Source organism: Limnohabitans sp. Bal53, from assembly GCF_003063355.1.
In the GTDB taxonomy this organism is placed as follows: Bacteria; Pseudomonadota; Gammaproteobacteria; order Burkholderiales; family Burkholderiaceae_C; genus Limnohabitans_A.
This window is the reverse complement of the sequence record NZ_NESH01000002.1, coordinates 587722-609726: the sequence shown is the minus strand read 5'-3', so window position 1 is coordinate 609726 and position 22005 is coordinate 587722. Positions and strand designations below refer to the sequence as shown.

General features: G+C 59.8%; 23 protein-coding genes. 17 read left to right on the top strand and 6 right to left on the bottom strand.

Features of this window, described 5'->3' with window-relative positions:
• Positions 1–41: 41 nt before the first annotated feature.
• The 10 genes from hflX to B9Z50_RS07745 all read left to right on the top strand — a co-directional run bounded on the left by hflX (position 42) and on the right by B9Z50_RS07745 (position 9527).
• On the top strand, positions 42–1229 hold the full coding sequence (hflX, locus tag B9Z50_RS07790) for a GTPase HflX (RefSeq protein ID WP_108363681.1): 1188 nt from the start codon (positions 42–44) through the stop codon (positions 1227–1229).
• A 56-nt stretch (positions 1230–1285) separates the two neighbouring features.
• A complete protein-coding gene (gene hflK, locus B9Z50_RS07785; protein WP_108363073.1) occupies positions 1286–2665 on the top strand; it encodes an FtsH protease activity modulator HflK in 1380 nt (459 codons plus the stop codon).
• Between the two features lie 11 nt (positions 2666–2676).
• Complete coding sequence (hflC, locus tag B9Z50_RS07780; RefSeq protein WP_108363072.1) at positions 2677–3576, top strand: protease modulator HflC; 900 nt, start codon at positions 2677–2679, stop codon at positions 3574–3576.
• A 3-nt stretch (positions 3577–3579) separates the two neighbouring features.
• Positions 3580–3765 carry a DUF2065 domain-containing protein gene (locus tag B9Z50_RS07775; protein WP_108363071.1) on the top strand — a complete coding sequence of 62 codons (186 nt, stop codon included), beginning with the start codon at positions 3580–3582 and terminating at the stop codon, positions 3763–3765.
• Positions 3766–3907: 142 nt separating this feature from the next.
• A complete protein-coding gene (locus B9Z50_RS07770) occupies positions 3908–5068 on the top strand; it encodes an ATP phosphoribosyltransferase regulatory subunit (protein ID WP_108363070.1) in 1161 nt (386 codons plus the stop codon).
• A gap of 17 nt (positions 5069–5085) precedes the next feature.
• Positions 5086–6414: an adenylosuccinate synthase gene (locus B9Z50_RS07765; protein WP_108363069.1), complete on the top strand. Its 1329-nt coding sequence runs from the start codon at positions 5086–5088 to the stop codon at positions 6412–6414.
• A 55-nt stretch (positions 6415–6469) separates the two neighbouring features.
• On the top strand, positions 6470–6994 hold the full coding sequence (locus B9Z50_RS07760; protein WP_108363068.1) for a phosphoribosyltransferase: 525 nt from the start codon (positions 6470–6472) through the stop codon (positions 6992–6994).
• A gap of 72 nt (positions 6995–7066) precedes the next feature.
• Positions 7067–8323, top strand: coding sequence for a PLP-dependent transferase (locus B9Z50_RS07755; protein WP_108363067.1), 1257 nt, complete (start codon positions 7067–7069; stop codon positions 8321–8323).
• A 126-nt stretch (positions 8324–8449) separates the two neighbouring features.
• On the top strand, positions 8450–9319 hold the full coding sequence (locus B9Z50_RS07750; RefSeq protein WP_199221690.1) for a DUF2189 domain-containing protein: 870 nt from the start codon (positions 8450–8452) through the stop codon (positions 9317–9319).
• 10 nt (positions 9320–9329) lie between these two features.
• The gene (locus B9Z50_RS07745) at positions 9330–9527 is read left to right on the top strand and encodes a hypothetical protein (protein ID WP_108363066.1); all 198 of its coding nucleotides are present in this window, start codon (positions 9330–9332) and stop codon (positions 9525–9527) included.
• 187 nt (positions 9528–9714) lie between these two features.
• Here B9Z50_RS07745 and mnmH read toward each other — a convergent pair whose 3' ends face one another.
• Complete coding sequence (mnmH, locus tag B9Z50_RS07740) at positions 9715–10773, bottom strand: tRNA 2-selenouridine(34) synthase MnmH (RefSeq protein ID WP_108363065.1); 1059 nt, start codon at positions 10771–10773, stop codon at positions 9715–9717.
• Entirely contained in the window at positions 10770–11420 is a 651-nt protein-coding gene (locus tag B9Z50_RS07735) for an arylesterase (protein WP_108363675.1), read from the bottom strand. The genes mnmH and B9Z50_RS07735 overlap by 4 nt, the downstream gene beginning before the upstream one ends.
• Between B9Z50_RS07735 and B9Z50_RS07730 the strand changes: the two genes are divergently transcribed.
• The 3 genes from B9Z50_RS07730 to B9Z50_RS07720 all read left to right on the top strand — a co-directional run bounded on the left by B9Z50_RS07730 (position 11419) and on the right by B9Z50_RS07720 (position 13349).
• Positions 11419–12105 (top strand): ABC transporter ATP-binding protein, encoded by a 687-nt coding sequence (locus B9Z50_RS07730; RefSeq protein ID WP_199221689.1) that lies wholly within the window; start codon positions 11419–11421, stop codon positions 12103–12105. The genes B9Z50_RS07735 and B9Z50_RS07730 overlap by 2 nt on opposite strands.
• Positions 12106–12220: 115 nt before the next feature.
• The gene (gene rlmB / locus B9Z50_RS07725; protein ID WP_089960603.1) at positions 12221–12955 is read left to right on the top strand and encodes a 23S rRNA (guanosine(2251)-2'-O)-methyltransferase RlmB; all 735 of its coding nucleotides are present in this window, start codon (positions 12221–12223) and stop codon (positions 12953–12955) included.
• A 43-nt stretch (positions 12956–12998) separates the two neighbouring features.
• Positions 12999–13349, top strand: coding sequence for a hypothetical protein (locus B9Z50_RS07720; RefSeq protein ID WP_108363064.1), 351 nt, complete (start codon positions 12999–13001; stop codon positions 13347–13349).
• Positions 13350–13387: 38 nt separating this feature from the next.
• On the opposite strand, the gene B9Z50_RS07715 is transcribed toward B9Z50_RS07720, so the two are convergent.
• From B9Z50_RS07715 to B9Z50_RS07700, 4 genes are read right to left on the bottom strand one after another with little or no spacing between them, the layout of a single operon-like run.
• Positions 13388–13990 carry a chromate transporter gene (locus B9Z50_RS07715; protein ID WP_108363063.1) on the bottom strand — a complete coding sequence of 201 codons (603 nt, stop codon included), beginning with the start codon at positions 13988–13990 and terminating at the stop codon, positions 13388–13390.
• Positions 13987–14583: a chromate transporter gene (locus B9Z50_RS07710; RefSeq protein ID WP_108363062.1), complete on the bottom strand. Its 597-nt coding sequence runs from the start codon at positions 14581–14583 to the stop codon at positions 13987–13989. The genes B9Z50_RS07715 and B9Z50_RS07710 overlap by 4 nt, the downstream gene beginning before the upstream one ends.
• A 32-nt stretch (positions 14584–14615) precedes the next feature.
• A complete protein-coding gene (locus B9Z50_RS07705; protein ID WP_108363061.1) occupies positions 14616–15215 on the bottom strand; it encodes a YigZ family protein in 600 nt (199 codons plus the stop codon).
• Positions 15216–15253: 38 nt separating this feature from the next.
• Positions 15254–15775 (bottom strand): hypothetical protein, encoded by a 522-nt coding sequence (locus B9Z50_RS07700; protein WP_108363060.1) that lies wholly within the window; start codon positions 15773–15775, stop codon positions 15254–15256.
• 168 nt (positions 15776–15943) lie between these two features.
• On the opposite strand from B9Z50_RS07700, the gene B9Z50_RS07695 reads away from it, so the two are divergent.
• The 4 genes from B9Z50_RS07695 (at position 15944) to B9Z50_RS07680 (ending at position 21513) form a co-directional block, all read left to right on the top strand.
• A complete protein-coding gene (locus tag B9Z50_RS07695; protein WP_108363059.1) occupies positions 15944–16831 on the top strand; it encodes a helix-turn-helix transcriptional regulator in 888 nt (295 codons plus the stop codon).
• A 72-nt stretch (positions 16832–16903) separates the two neighbouring features.
• Positions 16904–18634: an FAD-dependent monooxygenase gene (locus B9Z50_RS07690; protein WP_108363058.1), complete on the top strand. Its 1731-nt coding sequence runs from the start codon at positions 16904–16906 to the stop codon at positions 18632–18634.
• Positions 18631–18822 carry a DUF2783 domain-containing protein gene (locus tag B9Z50_RS07685; RefSeq protein ID WP_108363057.1) on the top strand — a complete coding sequence of 64 codons (192 nt, stop codon included), beginning with the start codon at positions 18631–18633 and terminating at the stop codon, positions 18820–18822. The genes B9Z50_RS07690 and B9Z50_RS07685 overlap by 4 nt, the downstream gene beginning before the upstream one ends.
• A gap of 105 nt (positions 18823–18927) precedes the next feature.
• On the top strand, positions 18928–21513 hold the full coding sequence (locus B9Z50_RS07680) for a YgiQ family radical SAM protein (RefSeq protein WP_108363056.1): 2586 nt from the start codon (positions 18928–18930) through the stop codon (positions 21511–21513).
• Positions 21514–22005: the final 492 nt, after the last annotated feature.

Sequence of the window (22005 nt, the reverse complement as noted above, 5' to 3'; positions counted from 1 at the left end):
TTCTCCCGGTGGCGTGACGCCGCCACTGCAGGTTGCTGACATTGTCTGAAACATCCTCCAAACAAGCTGCGCCGACCTTATTGGTCGGCGTTGACTTTGGGCTGCCTCATTTTGACGGTGAACTGCAAGAACTCGGCCTTTTGGCGGAGTCTGGCGGTTTAAAGCCTGTGGCACGCCTGATCTGTAAACGCAAAGCACCAGACCCGGCGCTTTTTGTGGGCAGTGGCAAGGCCGACGAGATCAAAGAATTGGCCCTGATGCACGGGGCGGTCGAGGTCTTGTTCGACCAGTCCCTAAGCCCTGCGCAGCAGCGAAATCTGGAGCGCCACATCGGTTTGCCGGTGAATGACCGCACCTTGCTGATCCTGGAAATTTTCGGCCAGCGTGCGCGCAGCCACGAGGGCAAGCTGCAAGTGGAGCTCGCTCGCCAGCAGTACCTCAGCACCCGCCTGGTGCGCCGCTGGTCGCACCTTGAGCGCCAAAGCGGCGGTATCGGTATGCGCGGTGGTCCCGGTGAGACCCAAATCGAACTCGACCGCCGCATGATCAACGACTCGATCAAGCGCATCAAAGAGCGCTTGGTCAAAGTCAAAAAGCAGCGCAACACCCAGCGCCGCCAGCGCGATCGCCGCGACACCTTCAACATTTCGCTGGTGGGTTACACCAACGCGGGCAAATCGACCCTGTTCAATGCGCTGGTCAAAGCCCGTGCTTATGCCGCCGATCAGCTGTTTGCCACCTTGGACACCACCACGCGCCAGTTGTATCTGGGTGAGGCGGGCCGCTCGGTCTCCTTGTCGGACACCGTGGGTTTCATCCGTGATTTGCCACACGGTCTGGTTGAAGCCTTCCAGGCCACTCTGCAAGAGGCCACCGAAGCTGATCTGCTGCTGCATGTGGTGGACGCAGCCAACCCTGATTTCCCCGAGCAGATGGCCGAGGTGCAAAAAGTTCTGGCCGAGATCGGTGCCGACCAGGTGCCGCAATTGCTCGTCTTCAACAAACTCGATGCACTGCCTGCTGAGCGTTACCCCTTGCAGATGCAGGACCAGTACGAACTTGATGGCGAGCCCGTGCCGCGTGTGTTTCTGAGCGCACGAAGCGGCGAGGGACTGGCCATTTTGCGCACTGCGCTGTCCGACATCGTCAAGGCGGCGCTGCCCTCGGCTGCGCCAACCGAGCCTGATCCCCGTGACTTGGACCGGGAATATCCCGGTGACATGCCTTGAGTGGCTACTAAATTCGGCACAATGCTGTTTCGTCCTTCAGACAAAGACAAAGAACCATGAATTTTCACCTGCCAGCCCTGCGATGGTCCTTGCTGCCCGCAAAGATACGAGGCATGTTCAACCTGAACGACCCACGCTGGGGTCGCGACGACGACAAATCTTCCAGTGAATCGGGCAACAAGCCAACGGGCGACATGCCACCACCCGGCCCCAAGCCAGATGCTTGGCAGCAACCACCCGGACGAGGTCCGCAGCAGCAACAAAGCGGCCCACCCGATCTGGACGAGTTGTGGCGTGATTTCAACCGCAAGCTGGGACAGATTTTTGGCGGCAAAGGCGGCCCTCAGCGTCCCCAAGGGCCCGGTGGCTCGGGCGGTGGTTCGGGCGGCCCGGAAATTCCGGCCTTTATCAAGAACCTGGGCATTGGTGTCATTTTGGGCGGTGCCTTGCTGGTCTGGTTGGCCACCGGCTTTTTCATCGTGCAAGAAGGTCAGCAGGCCGTGATCACCCAGTTTGGAAAATACCACTCCACGGTGGGCGCTGGTTTCAACTGGCGCATGCCTTATCCCGTGCAACGCCATGAGCTGGTGTTCGTGACCCAGATCCGCTCGGTGGACATTGGCCGCGACAACATCGTCAAGGCCACAGGCCTGCGCGAGTCGGCCATGCTGACCGAAGACGAGAACATCGTTGAAATCAAGTTCGCTGTGCAGTACCGATTGAACGATGCACGCGCTTATTTGTTCGAAAGCCGTGACCCCACCATGGCGGTGGTGCAATCCGCTGAAACCGCGGTGCGCGAGGTGGTGGGCAAAATGCGCATGGACTCGGCTCTGGCCGAAGAGCGCGACCAGATCGCCCCCCGTGTGCGTGAAAAAATGCAGATCATTCTCGACCGCTACAAAGTCGGTATCGAAGTGGTGGGTATCAACTTGCAGCAAGGTGGCGTTCGTCCGCCCGAGCAGGTGCAGGCCGCATTTGATGACGTGCTCAAAGCCGGTCAAGAGCGTGAACGCGCCAAAAACGAAGCGCAAGCCTACGCCAACGACGTGGTGCCGCGCGCAGTCGGTGCCGCCTCCCGTCTGAAGGAAGAGGCCGATGCTTACCGTGAACGCATCGTGGCGCAAGCCGAAGGTGATGCGCAACGCTTCAAGACCATCTTGCCCGAGTACCAGAAGTCGCCCCAAGTCATGCGTGACCGCATGTACACCGACACCATGCAGCAGATCTACAGCAACGTGACCAAGGTGCTGGTGGACAGCAAACAAGGCTCCAACCTCTTGTATTTGCCGCTCGACAAAATCATGCAACAGGTCACGCAAGTGGCCCCGCCCGCCATGGATGTGCCCGCAGCCCCTGCCAATGCAGGCAGCAACGGCACGGTGGATACCCGCTCCCGAGACCTCGAGCGTTCGCGTAGCCGCGATCCACGATAAGGAATAAGACAATGAATCGCATCGGATTGTGGATTTCGAGTTTGCTGGTGGTGTTTGCACTGCTCAGCTCTACATTGTTCGTGGTGGACCAGCGTCAATTTGGCGTGGTCTACGCTTTGGGTCAGATCAAGGAAGTGATCACCGAGCCGGGTTTGCACTTCAAACTGCCGCCCCCCCTGCAAAACGTCAATTACATCGACAAGCGTCTGCTCACGCTCGACAGCCCTGACAACGAGCCCATGCTCACAGCTGAAAAGCAGCGAGTGGTGATCGATTGGTATGTGCGCTGGCGCATCACCGACCCACAGGCTTACATCCGCAACGTGGGTCTGGACGAAAAGGCCGGCACCAACCAGCTCAACCGCGTGGTACGTAACGCTTTCCAAGAGCAGATCAACAAACGCACCGTCAAGGAATTGCTCTCGCTCAAGCGTGAAGAACTCATGGACGATGTGAAGGAAGACGTTTTGGTTGTGGTGCGTGGCGCCAAGCCTTGGGGTGTGGACGTGGTGGACGTGCGTATCACGCGCGCCGATTACGTGGACACCATCACTGAGTCGGTTTACCGCCGTATGGAAGCCGAGCGCAAGCGCGTGGCCAACGAGCTGCGCTCCACCGGTGCGGCCGAGGGTGAAAAAATTCGCGCCGATGCCGACCGCCAGCGCGAGGTGACGATCGCCAATGCTTACCGTGATGCCCAAAAGATCAAAGGTGAGGGCGACGCCCAAGCTGCCCGTCTGTACGCCGACTCTTTTGGCCGCGACCCGCAGTTTGCGCAGTTCTACCGCAGCTTGGAGGCCTACAAGTCCAGCTTCAACAGCAAGGGCGACGTGATGGTGCTGGACCCCGGCAGCTCAGAGTTCTTCAAAGGCATGCGCGGCACACCAGGCGGTGCACCTGCCCGGAAGTAAATTTTGCTCGACACCCTCCTGATGGCCTTGGGCCTGATGCTCATCCTGGAGGGTTTGCTGCCCATGATCTCGCCACGCAGTTGGCGAAGTCTGTTTGTGCAAATGCTCCAACTTGAGGAAGGCCAAATCCGATTTTTCGGCCTCCTCATGGTGGTCTTCGGCCTGCTGGTGATCTGGTTGCTGGCCTGACGCTCTTGGGCTGCCATGCCGGCCCAAATGCATTCCATTCTTTGCTGACAGACTGGATTTGGACAATTTGCCAATCTCTTTGCCGGAAATGCGCCTGTCAACCCGGTAAAATCTCGTTTTTAACCGTCTCCCCCATCCCCTCATGTCTGCTTGGGTCCTCCCGGATCATGTTGCCGATGTCTTGCCTTCCGAGGCTCGTCACATCGAAGAACTCCGCCGCGAATTGCTGGATACCGCCCGTGGCTATGGCTACGAGTTGGTCATGCCGCCGTTGCTGGAGCATTTGGAATCCCTGCTGACCGGCACGGGTGAAGCCCTGGACTTGCAGACCTTCAAACTGGTCGACCAACTCTCAGGACGCACCTTGGGTTTGCGTGCCGATACCACCCCTCAGGTGGCGCGCATCGACGCCCACTTGCTGGGCCGCACATCCCTGACCCGTCTTTGCTATTGCGGGCCTGTTTTGCACACCCGCCCGGCACGTCCGCACGCCACCCGTGAGCCGTTGCAGTTGGGCGCCGAAATTTACGGCCATGCCGGACCCGAAGCCGATCTGGAAATCCTGCAGCTGGCCTTGGACTGTTTGGTTGTTGGTCGCGCCACAGGCTTGCAGGTGGATTTGGCCGATTCCCGTATCGTGAGCTGCTTGCTGCAGGACACGACTTTGAGTGAAGCGCAGCGCCATGCCATCCATGCCGCATTGGCGAGCAAGGACGCCTCGGCCCTGGCCCGCTTGAGCGCTGGTTTGAAACCTGCTGCGCGTGATGGGCTTTTGGCCCTGGTTGATTTGTACGGTGACATCAGCGTCCTGGACCGCGCGGCGGCGCGTTTGCCCGATCACCCCGAAATCACCCAAGCCTTGACTCAGCTGCGCTGGTTGGCCGAGCAAATTCCAGGTGTGTCCGTCAGTTTTGACCTGGGTGACTCCCGTGGTTACGCTTATTACAGCGGCATGCGCTTTGCCATTTATGCCAAAGGCGCCTCAGATGCTTTGGCCCGCGGCGGCCGGTACGACGGCGTGGGCGCGGTCTTTGGGCACCGCATTGAACGCGACCGTCCGGCCGTGGGTTTCAGCCTGGACTTGAAAGAATTGGTGGCCGCCGTTCAGCCTCTGGCTTTGCGTGCAGCCATTCGCGCCCCATGGGGCCCCTCGGCGTCCTTGCGTGCGGCCATCGCTGCACTGCGCAGTCGAGGCGAAACCGTGGTCTGCGTCTTGCCAGGCCACGAAAGCGAAGTGGACGAATTCCATTGCGACCGCGAGTTGATCGAAGCGGCAGGGCAGTGGTTGGTACAGGCTCTTTGAGAAAGAACATTTCAAGCATGAACAAGTTACAAGGCCGTAACGTGGTCGTCGTGGGTACCCAATGGGGCGACGAAGGCAAAGGCAAACTGGTCGACTGGTTGACCGAAAGCGCCCAAGGCGTGGTGCGTTTTCAAGGTGGACACAACGCGGGTCACACTTTGGTGATCAACGGTGTCAAAACCGCTTTGCACCTGATCCCCAGTGGCATCATGCGCGCAGGCGTCAAGTGCTACATCGGCAACGGTGTGGTGCTGTCGGTGCCCAAACTGCTTGAAGAAATTGCAGGCCTTGAAAAAGCCGGTGTCGAGGTGCGTTCTCGCTTGCGCGTGAGCGAAGCCTGCCCGCTGATCTTGCCCTACCACGTCGCTTTGGACGTGGGCCGCGAAGCGGCCAAGGAAAAAGCCGGTACCGCCAAAATTGGCACCACAGGCCGTGGCATTGGGCCCGCCTACGAAGACAAAGTGGCGCGCCGTGCGCTGCGCGTGCAAGACCTCAAATACCCTGAGCGTTTCGCCACCAAACTGCGTGAAAACCTGGCTTTGCACAACGAAATCTTGGTCAACATCCTGGGCGCGGCGCCTGTGGACTTTGACACCACTTACAACGAAGCCATGGCCTACGCCAAGGACTTGTTGCCCATGGTGGCCGACGTGTCGCGCGAGTTGAACGACGCCCATGCTGCAGGCGCCAATTTGCTGTTCGAAGGTGCGCAAGGCACTTTGCTCGACGTGGACCACGGCACTTACCCGTTTGTGACGTCGAGCAACTGCGTGGCGGGCAACGCCGCAGCCGGTGCGGGTGTGGGCCCGGGCATGCTGCACTACATCTTGGGCATCACCAAGGCTTATTGCACCCGCGTGGGTGGTGGTCCATTCCCCACCGAACTCGATTGGGAAACCCCCGGTACACCCGGCTACCACATGTCCACCGTGGGCGCTGAAAAAGGCGTGACCACCGGCCGTTCGCGCCGCTGCGGCTGGTTCGATGCGGCCTTGCTCAAGCGCAGTGCGCAGGTCAATGGTCTGAGTGGTTTGTGCATCACCAAGCTTGATGTCCTCGATGGCCTCAAAGAGTTGTGGTTGTGCACCGGCTACGAGCTCGATGGCGAAACCATCGACATCTTGCCCATGGGTGCAGATGAAATTGCCCGCTGCAAGCCGATCTACGAAGTCATTCCCGGCTGGACCGAGACCACCGTGGGCGTGACCGAGATGGACAAACTGCCTGCCACGGCGCGTTATTACCTGGACCGCATCGCCCAAGTGACCGGGGTGCCCGTGCATGTGGTGTCCACCAGCCCTGACCGTGACCACACGATCTTGCTGCACAACCCCTTTGCAGCCTGATTGTTCAGTCCGCAAAACCCATCGATCTCAACCCCTGATTTTTTGGAGTGACCCTATGTTGACCGAAGACGGCAAGCACCTGTACGTGAGTTACGACGAGTACCACAACCTCATCGAAAAACTCGCCATCAAAATCCACCAGTCCGGCTGGGAATTCGACAACATCCTGTGTTTGGCACGTGGCGGCATGCGACCTGGCGACATCTTGTCGCGTATTTTCGACAAGCCCCTGGCCATCATGTCCACCAGCTCCTACCGCGCTGAAGCCGGCACGGTCCAGGGTCATTTGGACATCGCGCGCTACATCACCACGCCCAAAGGCGAGATTGCAGGCAAAGTACTGTTGGTGGACGACTTGGCCGATACCGGCCACACCTTGCGTGCGGTGGTCGATCAGTTGAAAAACAACTACAAGCCCGTGACCGAGTTGCGCACCGCCGTGATCTGGACCAAAGGCGTGTCGACCTTCAAGGCCGATTACTCGGTCGATGATTTGCCCACCAACCCTTGGATTCACCAGCCTTTTGAGCCGTATGACAACATGCGCCCCGAAAAGTTGCTCGAAAAGTGGAGCGTTTGATCCGCTTCTGATTTTCCCTGAGTTGACCTTCAACAGCCTCCCCCGGGAGGCTGTTTGCATTAGGATGTCCGGATGCAAAAAGACCGTTCAAATTCACCCGCCATGCCCAGCGTCACTGGCCTGATTCACCACCCCTACACACCGCCTGACACGTTTGCCGCGCCCCAGCCGGGTGTGTTCAAGGCCTCAACGGTTTACTTCCCCACCGTGGCCGACATGCGCCAGCGCGAGTGGAAAGACAAATCAGCCTATACCTATGGCCTGCACGGCACACCCACCACCTATTTGCTCGAAGAGCGCTTGTGCAGCCTGGAGGGTGGCTTGCAATGTTTGCTGGTGCCCAGTGGTCTGGCGGCTTTGGCCTTGGTGGCCTTGTCGGTTTTAAAAACCGGTGACGAAGTTCTGATTCCTGACAACGCCTACGGCCCCAACAAGGCGCTGGCCGATGGTGAGTTGCGCCACTTCGGCATCACGCACCGTTTTTACGACCCGATGGACCCGCAGGATCTGTCTCGCCAGATCACGCCCAATACACGCTTGGTGTGGCTGGAAGCGCCTGGCTCGGTCAGCATGGAATTCCCTGACTTGCCTGAAATGGTGCGCCGCTGCCGCGAGCGCGGCGTTTTGTGTGCGCTGGACAATACCTGGGGTGCGGGCCTGGCTTTCAAGCCATTTGATCTGTTGGGCGATGGCGCTGCGGGTGAGGGCAGTTTGGCCGTGGACATCAGCGCCCATGCGCTGACCAAATACCCCAGCGGTGGGGGTGACGTGCTGATGGGCAGTGTCATCACTCGCGATGCGGCCTTGCACCTCCAGCTCAAACTCTGCCACATGCGACTGGGCTTGGGCGTGGCGGCCAACGATGCCGAAACCGTGCTGCGATCTTTGCCCAGCATTGGGCTGCGTTATGTCGCGCATGACCAAACGGCTCGCGCTCTGGCCGCTTGGTGGCAAGCCCAGCCGCAATGCGCGCAACTGATGCACCCGGCCTTTGAAGGCGCACCCGGTCACGTGTATTGGCAAGCTCTGTGTGATCGCGAGCCGGGCACGGGCCTGGCAGCGGGCTTGTTCAGCGTCATGATCGATGCGCGTTTCAGCCAAGCCCAGGTGGACGCGTTTTGTGATGGCCTCAAACTCTTCAAGATCGGCTACAGCTGGGGTGGCCCGGTGAGCTTGGTGGTTCCCTATGACATCGCCTCCATGCGACAGGCCTGGCCCGGTCATTTGAAGCCGGGCACGCTGGTGCGTTTTTCAACCGGCTTGGAGTCTGCGCAGGACCTCATTCTTGACCTGAATCAATCTGTGCGGGCGCATCTGCCCATGGTCTGATCACGCAGGTGACAAAGTGGGCACTTTTGTGGCCCAGGACACGCGAAGTTGGGGGTTTCCTGACTGTTCAAAGCGTACCGGTGGGGGTAATCTGAAAACCTTTGTATTTTCAGATTGAGTTTGCCCATGAACGCCGACGCCAAGACTCTTGAGGCCGCCCAAGATTCAGACCTGCCCACCATGGCCACGCCCTATGTGCCGCCGCCTCCCGTAGGGCCCCGGTCGATCATGCGCCCATTGGGGTTTTCAGACCCTTTTCGCTGGCTGGTACGGGGCCTGCAGGACATGCGCCAGCACCCTGGCATTGCGCTGTTTTATGGCCTGTGCTTTTTGGGCATGGCCCAGGTGCTGGCCTTGGTGTTCAAGCACAAGCCCGAGTACACCTTGTCCTTGATCTCCGGCTGCTTGCTGGTGGGGCCATTCATGGCCATGGGCCTGTATGAGGTCAGCCGCAAACGCGAGCGCGGCGAGCTGCCCGAGATGGCCACTTCACTCATGTGTTGGGACCAACACATCCGCAGCATGGCCATGCTGGTGTTGGTGCTGATGGTGCTGGAGTTGCTGTGGGGCAGGGCGTCTTTGGTGGTGTTTGCGGTGTTCTTCAACACAGGCATGCCCTCCACCACGGGAGTGATCGAGGCCGTGTTCAACCCGCAAAACATCGAATTCTTGATGGTCTACTTGGCGGTGGGTGGCGTGTTTGCCGCCTTGGTCTATGGCCTGTCGGTGGTGTCTATTCCCATGATTTTGGACCGCGACACCGATGCCATTTCGGCGGTGATCACCAGCATGCGGGTGGTTTTTTCACACCCGGGGGTGATGTTGCTGTGGGGCCTGCTGCTGAGCATGTTGGTGCTTGCGGCCTTGTGGCCTTGGGCGCTGGGGATCATTGTGGTGGGGCCGTGGCTGGGACATGCGAGCTGGCATGCGTACCGGGGCAGTGTCGAGTGGGAAGAAAACCCTGAAGAAGCTGTTACATTGGGCAGCTCAAATTAAAGGAGCCATCTTGGCCACACCCAACTACGGATTCGAAAAACGCCAGAAAGAACTGGCCAAGAAACGCAAAAAAGAAGACAAGCTCAAAGCCAAGTCCGACCGCAAGTCGGGCCTGTTGGCGGAAGACGGCTCTGAAATCGCAGGTGATGAAGGCGATGCTGACAATGCAGCGCCCGGTGCGGCTGAGTCATCTGCGCCTGCAGCTTGACCAGCTCTCTGCAGCCTGTTGCCTTGTAGGAGCGACGTCCTCGTCGCGATAGCCTCGCAGCTTATTTTCGCGCCCATCGCCCACAGGGGGGCTCCTACACAGTGCCAAACTGCTTCTCCGTAGGAGCCTAGCCCTGTGGGCGATGGTGCCCTCGCAGACCCCCAACAATCGTCTGCACAATATGTCCTCATGTCCCTTGAACCAGCTCACGCGCCAAAATTAGCATGTCGGCCATGCTGTGGCTCGCTGGCGTGACCAGAGGGGCTTGGGCGTAGTGCACAAAGTTGTTGCCCGTGGATGTCTCGTATCCCGGGTCGTAATGGCCTGAGAGCAATTCGGTCACCACCTCGCGCATTTCACCCCGCTCGATGCGTTCTTGCCAGCCTTGAACCACGGCCTTACCGCGCAGGGCCGTCAGGCGCTCCAGGCGGTCGGCAAACAAGGCGCGGTCTTGTGTGAAGAACGCGTAGTCCTCCAGCAGCAAATTCACCCTGTTTTCCAGTGACAGGTCTACCCGCAGGCATGGGCTGACCCGCATGGCGGTCATGAGCGCATCGGGCACGGCCAGATTGCCCACTTTTTTGCTCTCCGCTTCAACGAACACCGGACGATCGGCGCTGAAACCGCGCAAAGCATTCCACACCTGTGTGTCAAACGCCTTTTGAGTGGGCTGCGGCGTGCCGGGGATCAGGCCCAGCACCGAGCTGCGGTGGCAGGCAATGGCTTCCAGGTCCAGCACCTGTGCGCCTTCTTGAGCCAATGCTTGCAGCAAACGCGTTTTGCCCGAACCGGTGGGTCCGCACAGCACCTTGAACTGCAGGCGCTGGGCCTGGCGGGGCGTGTTTTCCATCACCTCTTTGCGAAAGGCTTTGTAGCCGCCCTCGATCAGGTGCACCTTGAAACCGATTTGCCCCAGGATCAGCGCCAGCGAGTTGCTGCGCTTGCCCCCACGCCAGCAGTACACCAGCGGCTGCCAGTTCTTGGGCTTGTCCATCACTTGGGTTTCGATGTGGCGGGCGATGTTTTTGGCCACCAGCGCAGCCCCCACCTTTTGTGCCTCAAAAGGGCTGACCTGTTTGTACAGCGTGCCCACCTTGATGCGCTCTTCGTTGTTGAGCGATGGCCAACTGAACGCGCCGGGCAGGTGGTCTTCCGCATGCTCGCCTTCAGAGCGGGCGTCGAGGATCGCGTCAAACTGGTCCAGTTGGGCCATGGCCTCAGAGGCCGAGATCAGGTGAAGGCTCATTTCAATTGTTTCTTCAAAGTGGGCCAGACGTTGGCCAGCATGCGCGGCTGCGCGGCTTCATTGGGGTGGATGCGGTCGGCCTGGAACCATTTGAGCGGCTCGGGGTCGTCGCCCACGCCTTTCAAAAAGAAGGGCACCAGCGCCGCCTTTTGGCTTTTGGCCACCTGGGCATATGCCGCTTCAAACTGGCGGGCCATGTCGGGGCCGTAATTGGGCGGCATTTGCATGCCCAGCAGCAGCACCTTGGCCCCGGCCGCTTGGGCTTGTTGCGTCATGGCCAGCAAATTACCTTGGGTCATGGCCATGGGCAGGCCGCGCAGTGCGTCGTTGCCGCCCAGCTCTATGACCACATGGCTGGGCTGGTGGCGTTTGAGCAAGGCGGGCAGGCGAGAGCGACCGCCCGAGGTGGTGTCGCCGCTGATGCTGGCGTTGATGACTTGGGCACCGGGCTTTTCTTGGTCCAATTGTTTTTGCAGCAAGGCCACCCAGCCCGTGCCCCGGGCCAGACCGTACTCGGCGCTCAGGGAGTCGCCCAGCACCAAAATGCGCTGGGCTGAAGCGGCTTGGACCGATGCGGCAAAGCCCCAGCCGGCAAGGGCCAGCAGGGTCCAGTTAAAGTGTCGTCGTCTCAACAAAGGTTTGTGCATGCCTGAATCCATCATTGCCGTGCGTGGCGTTTCCAAAAGTGTGCAAGATGCCAGTGGGCAACTGGACATTTTGCGCGATATCGATTTCTCATTGAGCGCTGGGGAAACAGCCGCCATTGTCGGTGCTTCCGGCTCGGGCAAAAGCACCTTGCTCGCCATCCTTGCAGGCCTGGACACGCCCAGCAGTGGTCAGGTCATGCTGGCGGGCCAGTCGCTGTTTGATTTGACTGAAGACGAACGCGCCGCTGTGCGGGCCCAGCATGTGGGTTTTGTGTTCCAGAGCTTTCAGCTCATGCCCAACCTCACCGCCCTCGAAAACGTGATGCTGCCCTTGGAGCTGGCCGATTGGCCCGATGCCCGCAGCACGGCCACCGCCATGCTGCAGCGCGTGGGCTTGGGCGAGCGTCTCAAACATTTGCCCAAAGTCTTGTCGGGTGGTGAGCAGCAGCGCGTGGCCTTGGCCCGTGCTTTTGTGGTGCAGCCCGATCTTCTCTTGGCCGACGAGCCCACAGGCAGTCTGGACCACGCCACGGGCGAGGCCATCATGGATTTGATGTTCGCGCTCAACCGCGAGCAGGGCACCACCTTGGTCTTGGTCACACACGACCGGCAGTTGGCCGCTCGTTGTGAGCGCAGCTTGGTGATTCAGGCCGGGCGTTTGAGCGAGGCGACCGCTCAACCATAAGTCGGTTATTTTTCTGAAGGAGCCCACCCTTGGGCGATGGTTTGCAGAGCCTGTTCCATGCCCATCGCTGAATGTTGGGATCGGACAGGGTGGTGGGACCAACGATAATCCCAGCATGTCATCCCACAAAGTGCTGTTCGGCTTCCATGCCGTGGGCGTTCGCCTCAAGATCGCCCCCCAATCCGTTGTTGAAATCCATTACGAGGTCACGCGTCGCGACGCGCGCATGCGGCAGTTCATCGACAAGGCCCGAGACTCGGGCATGCGCATGATCGAGTCGGACAACGAACGCCTGGCCAAGCTGGCTGGTGGCCATGGCCACCAGGGAGTGGTGGCCGTGGTCGCCCCCTTGCCGCAAAACCATTCGCTCGACGACCTTCTTGACACCGTACAAGGCCCGCCTTTGCTCTTGGTGCTGGACGGCGTCACCGACCCGCACAACCTGGGCGCCTGCCTGCGTGTGGCCGATGGTGCAGGTGCGCACGCCGTGATCGCCCCCAAGGACCATGCGGCCGGCATCAACGCCACCGTGGCCAAAGTGGCCAGTGGTGCGGCCGAAACCATGCCGTATTTCATGGTCACCAACTTGGCGCGTACCTTGGGCGAGCTCAAGGAACGCAGCATTTGGGTGATCGGCACCAGCGGCGACGCGCCACGCAGCATCTACCAAGCTGACCTGAAAGTGCCTACAGCCTTGGTGCTGGGGGCCGAGGGTGATGGCATGCGCCAGCTCACGCGCAAAAATTGCGACGAACTGGTCAGTATCCCCATGCGCGGCGCTGTGGAGAGCCTGAACGTCTCGGTCGCCAGCGGCGTCTGTCTGTATGAAGCTTTGCGTCAGCGCAGCTGAGCGGCTTGCGCCACAACCAAGCATTCAAAAAAGGGAGTACGCCATGTCCAAAAATACAACTCGGATCGCCTTGGTACTTGCAGTGGGTGCAGCCAGCCTGCTGGCCGCTTGCACGCAAGAGCAGCAAAACAAAATCAGCCGCAGCATCCAGAACTGGACCGGCACCAACGGTGTGATGGAGGTCTACGCTGGCGACAAGCTGGTGCGCCGCTTCATCCAGGTGGACAAAGTCAGCACGGCTTTGGGAACCGACGACAAAGCCCCGCGTGCTTACCGTTATGGTTACGGCGTGCTCGACGAGAACTTCAATTTCGAGGTTGACGCTGGCGAGAAAAAAGTCTATTTCGAGGTCAGCGATTACTCGAACACGGTGTTCTTCGAAAGTCCGCGCTAAAGACCCGTTGGCAAAAGCTGTATGCGGCGGTTGCAGCTTCAAACAAAACCAGTAGCCCCGAGCAGGGCGCCTGCCCCAATGAGCCACAACAGGTGGATGCGCGTGCGCCAGACCAGGCCTATGGCCACCAGCGTCAACACCCATAGTGGCCAGTCGCGCATGGGGTCGTTGTGGCTGGCCGTGAGCAACCAGCCCGTGGACACCAGCAGGGCAATCACTACAGGGGCCATGCCCAGCTTGAAAGCCCTCACACCGCGGTTGTTGCGGTGCTTGTGCGCCCAGCGCGTGGTGGTGTAGGTCAACACCGAAGAGGGCAGCATGATGCCCAACAGGCTGGTTAACATGCCCAGCGCTGACAAGGCCACACTGATCCAGCCACCGCCCAGGCCTGCGCCAGCATTGAGTCCCACGTTCCAGCCCATCAAGCCGACAAACAACACATTGGGGCCCGGGGCCGACTGGGCCAACGCAATGGATGAGCTAAATTGCTGCTCGGTCAGCCACTGGTTTTCGTCCACCAAAAAGCGATGCATGTCGGGTGCCGTGATGATCGCACCGCCCACTGCCAACAAGGACAGCGACAGGAAATGGTTGAACAAGGCCAGCCAGTCTCCCACACTCAATTGAAGATTGAGCATCATGGAGTGGCCTTCGTTGCGTTGGCTTGTCTGGTCAGTTGAACATAGGCCCAGCCGCAGGCCAAACTGCCAATGCCCAGCAGCACCCACATCAAGGGCCAGCGCAACAAACTCACGCCTATGAACGTGCTCAGCATGACGGCCGTGCAGACGGCGATCCCCATGGGATTGGATTTCAGCGCTGTGATGAGCTTGATGCCCGTGGCTGCAATCATGCCCGCGGCCACAGCCCCCATGCCGCGCAAGGCCCCTTGAGCCCATGCTTGATCAGAAACACTGCCAAATGCGAGGGCCAGCACCAATAAAACGGCAGTGGGTGCAGCCAACATGCCTGCCAGCGCTGCCAGCGCTCCACGCAAGCCGAAATAGCGCCCACCAATGATCAGACAAAAATTGATCACGTTGGGGCCGGGCAGAATTTGTGCCACCGCCCAGTCCTCGACAAACTGAGCGGGTGTCATCCAGCGCTTGCGCTCGACCACCTCGCGTTGCACCACGGCCAGCACCCCACCGAAGCCCTGCAAAGCCAACAAGGTGAAGGACACAAACAAATCTGTTTTGGACTTCGGACGGTTCAGCGGGAGTTCTTCGGGCATTCGGACATTATGGAGCCGTCAAGGCTCTCTGATCAGGTTGAACTGTCACCTTCCAGCCAGACCAGCTGACCCCGACCGCTCTCGCTCAAGCGCGCCATCAAGGCCGACGCCTGCGTTTGCGGCAAGGTAAAGCGCAAGGTGACCACGCTGCCGTGGGCCACCTCCAGCAGTTGAGCTTGGGCCAGCTCTAGTTCGCGCCGCACCAGGCCTTCGAGGGCATAAGGCACGCTGCAAGCCAGCGACGTCTGAACGATGAGCGGAATCTTTTCGGCGCTGAGCAAGGCTTGCGCCACCGCATCGGTGTAGGCCCGCACCAGCCCGCCCGCGCCCAGCTTGACGCCGCCAAAGTAACGCACCACCGAAGCCATCACGCCTTCCAAGTCTTGGTGACGCAACACCTCCAGCATGGGGCGTCCGGCCGTGCCGCCAGGCTCACCATCGTCGTTGGCCGCCGACTGGCCCCCGGCCAGCAGCGCCCAGCACACATGGGCGGCATCGGGGTGAAGGGCCTTGAGCTGGGCCACCCGGGCCTGCGCCTCATCGCGTCCGGCGACCGACTCGACACAGGCGATGAAATGGCTCTTTTTGATGACCAGTTCGTGGTGGGCGGGTCGGGCGATAGAAAAAGGCATGTATCGAGGATATCGGACCCGCGATGCTTCTGGCAGATTTACGAGAGGTCAATACGGCAGCCTACCAGCCGCAATTGAAGCCGATCGGCCAATATGTGGGCTAAATTGGCCATTGCTTTTGCATCCAGTGGATCTTTCGACGAGGCTGCTGTGAAAAGGGTCAAGATGGGGCCTTGACTCGGGTGTGTGATATCAATCTGTCGATGATGTGCCAGCAAGCCCATTTCAGAGGTCAGCTGATAAGAGTGATCGTATTTTTGCCAGACTGTTTGTATGCTGCGCTGATGAAGGTCGATGATCCAGCCCGGCTGCTGGCGATGGCGTTGCCAAAACCAATGTGCCATGTAAAAGGGAAGGAATGCCAGTAACAGTGGCCCAAGACCCATGAAGGGCACCGTGTTCGAGAACAAATTCAAGAGGCTTGCACGGAACGCTACCTTCGAGTATTTGTCCGCACTGGGACAATAAATCTTGCGGGACTTTTCGTTCTGAACATCGCAAAGCAAGTGGTGCTGCGTAGTCACTGTCCAAGACAGCCGTGAATGGGTGCTGAATGTCATAAAAGAATTATTTAGCATCCAAATACTTTAATTTTATTTTCTTATAAAGTGGTTCGTACTTACCCTCAAGCAAGAACAAGAACAGACTTCCAAAAGTATTTACCTGCGCACGCCCACGACTGAAATACCAATGCGGCGCTGCGACTGCGTCACCGCTAACATGGCCCCATGACCTGTCCAGACTGTTCCCTTGCGTGCGCACCATCGGGCCATTGGGTTTGCCCGGCTAACCCTGGGGCCTCGCCCGATGTGCCGCTTTGGCAGGTGGCGGCTTTGATGTGGAAATTGGGCGCTTCCGACCGCCACGCCGTGGCCGAGGAAATCTTGCGCTTATTGGCCACCTGGGTGCCCATGGCGCAGTGCACCATTTTTTCCTTTGAGGGCGCAGGGCGGCCACGCACGCTGGCGGTGGGCGACCGCTCGCGCACCCGTGACTTGCCCGACATCTCGCAGGCCTATGTGCAGCGTTTTTACAGGTTGGACGGCGCGCAGCAGGCCATGCAAGCGCACCACCAGGCAGCCCTGCGGGCCTCTCCCCAGCAGCCGCACATCGTGCTGCACCGGCAAGCTGCACACGCTGTCGAGCATCCAGAGTACCGGCAAATTTGCTATGAATGGCCCCGCGTGGCCGAGCGGCTGGCCATTTTGTCGCTGCACGAGGGGCGGCGCTGGCTATCGGTCAACCTCTACCGGGGGCTTGAGCATGGCCTCATGTCAGAGACCGAGCTGGCCAACGTGCAGGCCCTGGCCCCTTTGATTGTGCAGGCCGTGCGCCTGCACTACACCGGTCAAGTGCTCAGCGTCGATCTGATGGCCTTGCTGCTGGACCGCTTGGCCCTGCGGGGTCCGGCGCTCAGCCCGCGCGACTTGGATGTGGTGCGCGGTTTGCTGGAAGGCCTGAGCACCGAACAATTGGCCGAGCGCTTGGGCCTGACGCTGGCCAGTGCACAGACCTACACCAAGCGCATTTACCGCAAGTTGGGCGTGTCGAGCCACAAAGCCTTGGTGGCCTGGTTGCTTGCCCCGAATAGCCCCGAGCCTGTCCCCAAAAGGTGACGTCTTGTCTGCCGGACCTTGTCTAAACTCGGCCCCCATTGAGTCAGTGAAATTCCCATCTCTGGAGGCACCATGCACCAACCGGCCAACGCGCCCCGGCCCTCGATCTATTTCAACTACACCGTGCACCAGCCTTGGTTGCCCTCGGAGCACCCAGCGCAGCCGATGCACCCGGTGGTGATCGCGGGCGGTGGGCCGGTGGGGCTGACGGCGGCACTGGAACTGGCCCGTTATGGTGTGCCGTGTGTCTTGCTGGAATCGGAGCAACAGGTTTGCGAAGGCAGCCGCGCCATCGTGTTCACCCGCCGCTCCATGGAAATCCTGCAGCAAGTGGGTGTGGCTGATCGTGTCACGCAAAACGGCTTACCTTGGCGCTTTGGCAACTCGTTTTACCGTGGCGAGCGGGTTTACCGTATGGAAGCTCCCCACGACGACAACGACCGTTTTGGCCCCATGATCAACCTGCAGCAGCAGTTTCTGGAGCAGTACCTGGTTGAAGCCTGCCAGGCCAACCCTCTGATCGATCTGCGTTGGGGCAACCGCGTCACGGCGGTTGAGCAGCATGCCGACCACGCCCAACTGCAAGTGGACACCCCCGAAGGCCCCTATACCCTGAATACCGAGTGGCTGGTTGCCTCGGACGGCGCCCGCTCAGGCATCCGCAGCATGCTGGACCTCAAGCTCGAAGGCGCGTCCTACGAAGGCCGTTTTGTCATCGCCGACATCCGCATCGACCTGCCTTTGCCCACCGAGCGCCTGGCTTTTTTTGACCCCGAATGGAACCGCGGCAACACGGTGCTGCTGCACCGCGAGCCCCTGGGCATCTGGCGCATTGACTACCAACTGCCCGAGGGCGAAACCCCCGAGCAAGCCTTGTCGCCCGAATCGCTCAAAACCCGAATCAATGCCCAACTGTCTCTGATCGGCCACGCCGACAAGCCCTGGGAGATGGACTGGTGCTCTGTCTATTCGGCCCGCACGCTCACCTTGCCCGATTACTTGGTGGGCCGCACCTTGTTCATGGGCGACGCCGCCCACCTGCTGCCGATTTTTGGTGTGCGGGGTGCCAACACCGGCTTTCAGGACGCGCAGGCCTTGGCCTGGCGGCTGGGTCTGGTGTGCCGTGGGCAGGCCTCCAGCGCATTGCTGGCCAACTACAGCGCCGAGCGCGTGGGCGCGGCCTGGGAAATCATCGAAGAAGCGGGCAAAAGCACCCGGTTCATGACCCCGCCCACACGCGGTTTCCGTTTGCTGCGCGACGCTGTTTTGTCGCTTTCGCTCACCGAAGCCTTTGTGCGCCCGCTCTACCACTGGCGCACCTCACGCCCGCACGAGTACAGCCACTCCAGCCTCAACTGCCGCGCGGACGACAACGCGCATTTCCAGTCCGGCCCCGCGCACGGCGCACCGCCACTCAATGTGCGTTTGACGCCAGAGCAGTTTTTGCTGGACCACTTGGGTGGCGGCTTTGACCTGCTGTGGTTTGGCGCGGCCGACGCTTTGCCAGCCGATGTGCGGGCCACCGTGACCCAATGGCGGGTTAAGGGCTTGCCGCTCAAGGTCACTTGCATCACCCAAGAAGACGCCGCAAATGCGGGCCTGCAGCCCAGCCAGGCCGACGCGCCTTGGCTGCAAGTGCTGTCTGACCCGCAGGGGCAGGTGTACAGCCGCTACGGCGTGACCGCCCCCTGTGCGGCTTACCTTTTGCGTCCCGACCAACACATTTGCGCCCGCTGGTTGCACCTCGATGCCCAGCGCCTGGATGCAGCTCTTGCACAAGCCACCACCGGAGAAGCCCCATGAACCCCACCACTGGTCTGGACATTGCCGGCCTGGAAACCGCCTACGACCAATTGGCCATGGCCATTGACGCCGCAGGCCCTGAAAAATCCGAACTCTTTCTCGTCAAGTTGGCCTTGCTGGCCGCTCAAGCTTTGGGCGACGCCCCAGCCTTTGTGGACTTGATCCAGCGCGCCCAAAAAGACCTGTAAGGAGGGTTGCGCCTTGGGGCGTGTTCGAGCAGGGGTGAATACCCGCGCCGACTTCAAGCCCAACGCTCAGCACCTACACTAGCGGGTTATCCCGAATGCCCGCCCATGAACGCCTTTGTCGACGTCTCTTTCTTCCCGCGTGACGCCAAACCACTGACCAGTTACCGCAAGTTCTGGGCGCAGCGCTTTGGCACGGCCCCGTTTTTGCCGATGAGCCGCGCCGAAATGACCCAACTGGGTTGGGACAGCTGCGACATCATCATCGTGACGGGCGACGCCTATGTGGACCACCCCAGCTTTGGCATGTCGGTCATTGGCCGCATGCTGGAAAACCAGGGTTTTCGGGTGGGCATCATCGCGCAGCCCGACTGGACCAGCGCTGACGCCTTCAAAGAACTGGGCAAACCCAATCTGTTTTGGGGTGTGACCAGCGGCAACATGGACTCCATGATCAACCGCTACACGGCGGACCGGAAAATTCGCACCGACGACGCCTACACCCCGGGCGATGTGGGCGGCAAGCGACCCGACCGTGCGGCCATCGTTTACAGCCAGCGTTGCCGCGAAGCCTTCCCCGAAGTGCCCATCGTGCTCGGCGGCATCGAAGGCAGCCTGCGCCGCATCGCGCATTACGACTACTGGTCTGACAAAGTGCGCCGGTCGGTGGTGGTGGACAGCAAGTGCGACTTACTTTTGTACGGCAACGCCGAGCGCGCGATTGTCGAGATCGCCCACCGTCTGGCCGCCCGCGAGCCGGTGCAGCAGATCACCGACGTGCGCGGCACCGCCTTTGTGCGCCGCGAAACGCCTGAAGGCTGGTTCGAGATCGACTCCACCAGCGTGGACACGCCCGGGCACGTTGAGGCGCACATCAACCCGTATTTGATGATCTCTGACCAGGCGCGAGAGCAGGGCGCCACTTGCGCCCGTGAGGAAGAGGCCAAGGAAGTGGCTGAGGTCGAGAACAGGAAGGTTCAACCTCTTCGCTTTGTGCCGAACGCTGCTACTGGATCGCCACGTCGCTTCGCTCCTCGCGATGACGAAAGTTCTGTCATGGCGAGCGAAGCGCGGCAATCCACAACCGTTGTCATGGCGAGCGAAGCGCGGCAATCCACAACCGTTGTCATGGCGAGCGAAGCACCGCAATCCACAAGCTCCGTCATGGCGAGCGAAGCGCGGCAACCCACAAGCTCTGTCATTGAGAGCGAAGCAGGGCAATCCACAAGCTCCGTCATTGCGAGCGAAGCGCGGCAATCCATGACTGCTTCTTCCGAGCTGCGCGGCAAAGGCACCCACAAAGTCCCGCCCCGCGACAAAAGCGTCATCCGCCTGCCCAGCTACGAGCAGGTCAAGCAAGACGCCGTGCTCTATGCCCACGCCAACCGCGTGCTTCACCTGGAGACCAACCCCGGCAACGCCCGCTGCCTGGTGCAAGCGCATGGCGAAGGCACCACCGCCCGCGATGTTTGGATCACCCCGCCGCCCATCCCGCTGACCACCGCAGAGATGGACCATGTGTTTGACCTGCCGTATGCCCGCAGCCCGCACCCACGCTATGCCGATGAAAACGGCAGCCATGACCACTCGACCAAAATCCCCGCGTGGGAAATGATCCGCTTCAGCGTGAACATCATGCGCGGCTGCTTTGGCGGCTGCACCTTTTGCTCCATCACCGAGCACGAAGGCCGCATCATCCAAAGCCGGTCTGAAGAATCCATCATCCGCGAGGTGGAAGACATCCGCGACAAGGTCAAAGGCTTCACCGGCGTCATCTCTGACCTGGGCGGCCCCACGGCCAACATGTACCGCCTAGGCTGCAAGAGTCCGGCCATCGAATCGGCCTGCCGTAAACCGAGCTGCGTGTTCCCCGGCATCTGCCAGAACCTGACCACCGACCACGGCCCGCTCATCAACATGTACCGCCGGGCGCGCAACCTCAAGGGCATCAAGAAGATTCTGATCGGCTCTGGCCTGCGTTACGACCTGGCCGTGCAGTCGCCCGAATATGTGAAAGAACTGGTGCAGCACCATGTGGGCGGGTATCTCAAGATCGCGCCCGAGCACACCGAGGGCGGCCCGCTGTCCAAGATGATGAAGCCGGGCATCGGCAGCTACGACAAGTTCAAACAGATGTTTGACAAGTACAGCGAAGAGGCCGGCAAAAAGCAGTTCCTCATCCCGTACTTCATCGCAGCCCACCCGGGCACCAGCGACGAAGACATGATGAACCTGGCCGTCTGGCTCAAGAAGAACGGATTCCGCGCCGACCAGGTGCAAACCTTCTACCCCAGCCCCATGGCCACGGCCACGGCCATGTACCACTCCACCCGCAACCCGCTGCGCAAAATCACCCGCGACAGCGAAAAAGTGGACGTGGTCAAAGGCGACAAACGCCGCCGCTTGCACAAAGCCTTTTTGCGCTACCACGACGCCAACAACTGGCCTCTGCTGCGCGAAGCCCTCAAAGCCATGGGCCGGTCCGACTTGATCGGCAACGGCAAACACCACCTGATCCCCAACTGGCAGCCACTGGCCGAAGAAGGCTACCAAAGCGCCCGCCGTAAAAACAGCACGGGCGCGGGGGCTAAGTCGTCGGTGTCTTTGTCGACAGCGCCCAAGCGCATCGGGCAGCCGAAGAAGGGGCAGTTGCTGACGCAGCACACGGGGTTGCCGCCTAGGAAGAAGGGTTGACTCCAAGCTAATCGGCATCCTCTTTATTGTTTCTAAAATCAACTTTTTAGATTTCTTTTTTCGTAACTAATGATACTTGCAGATTATTAATCAAGAGATCATTGATTTGTAGTCTGCTAAGCCCGGTAAGGTATTGAAGATTCGCTGACAGTTACCGACGTGAGAACGATGGGAATTTCATATTTTGCTTCAATTAATGCAAATAGGCCTCTTTTTGCCAACTGCTGAACCCTAGTTGGGCCAACGCAAATCTCTTCAATGAAATTGCGTGGTGCAGGTATTTCAATATACGGAATTATAGAAAGGGGGCCTGCCCTGAATTTTGTATGTTCTGATGCATCAAAATTTAGTTGAATAACCAAACGATGTTCGTTCTCTTCTGCAAAAGATGGATGCTTAAAATGTGAAGCAAGAATTATCATTTTTTCCGCTAAATTATCAATAACTGTTTGGCGACTTTTTACATCATTGGTAGCATAGTAGCGATGCTAG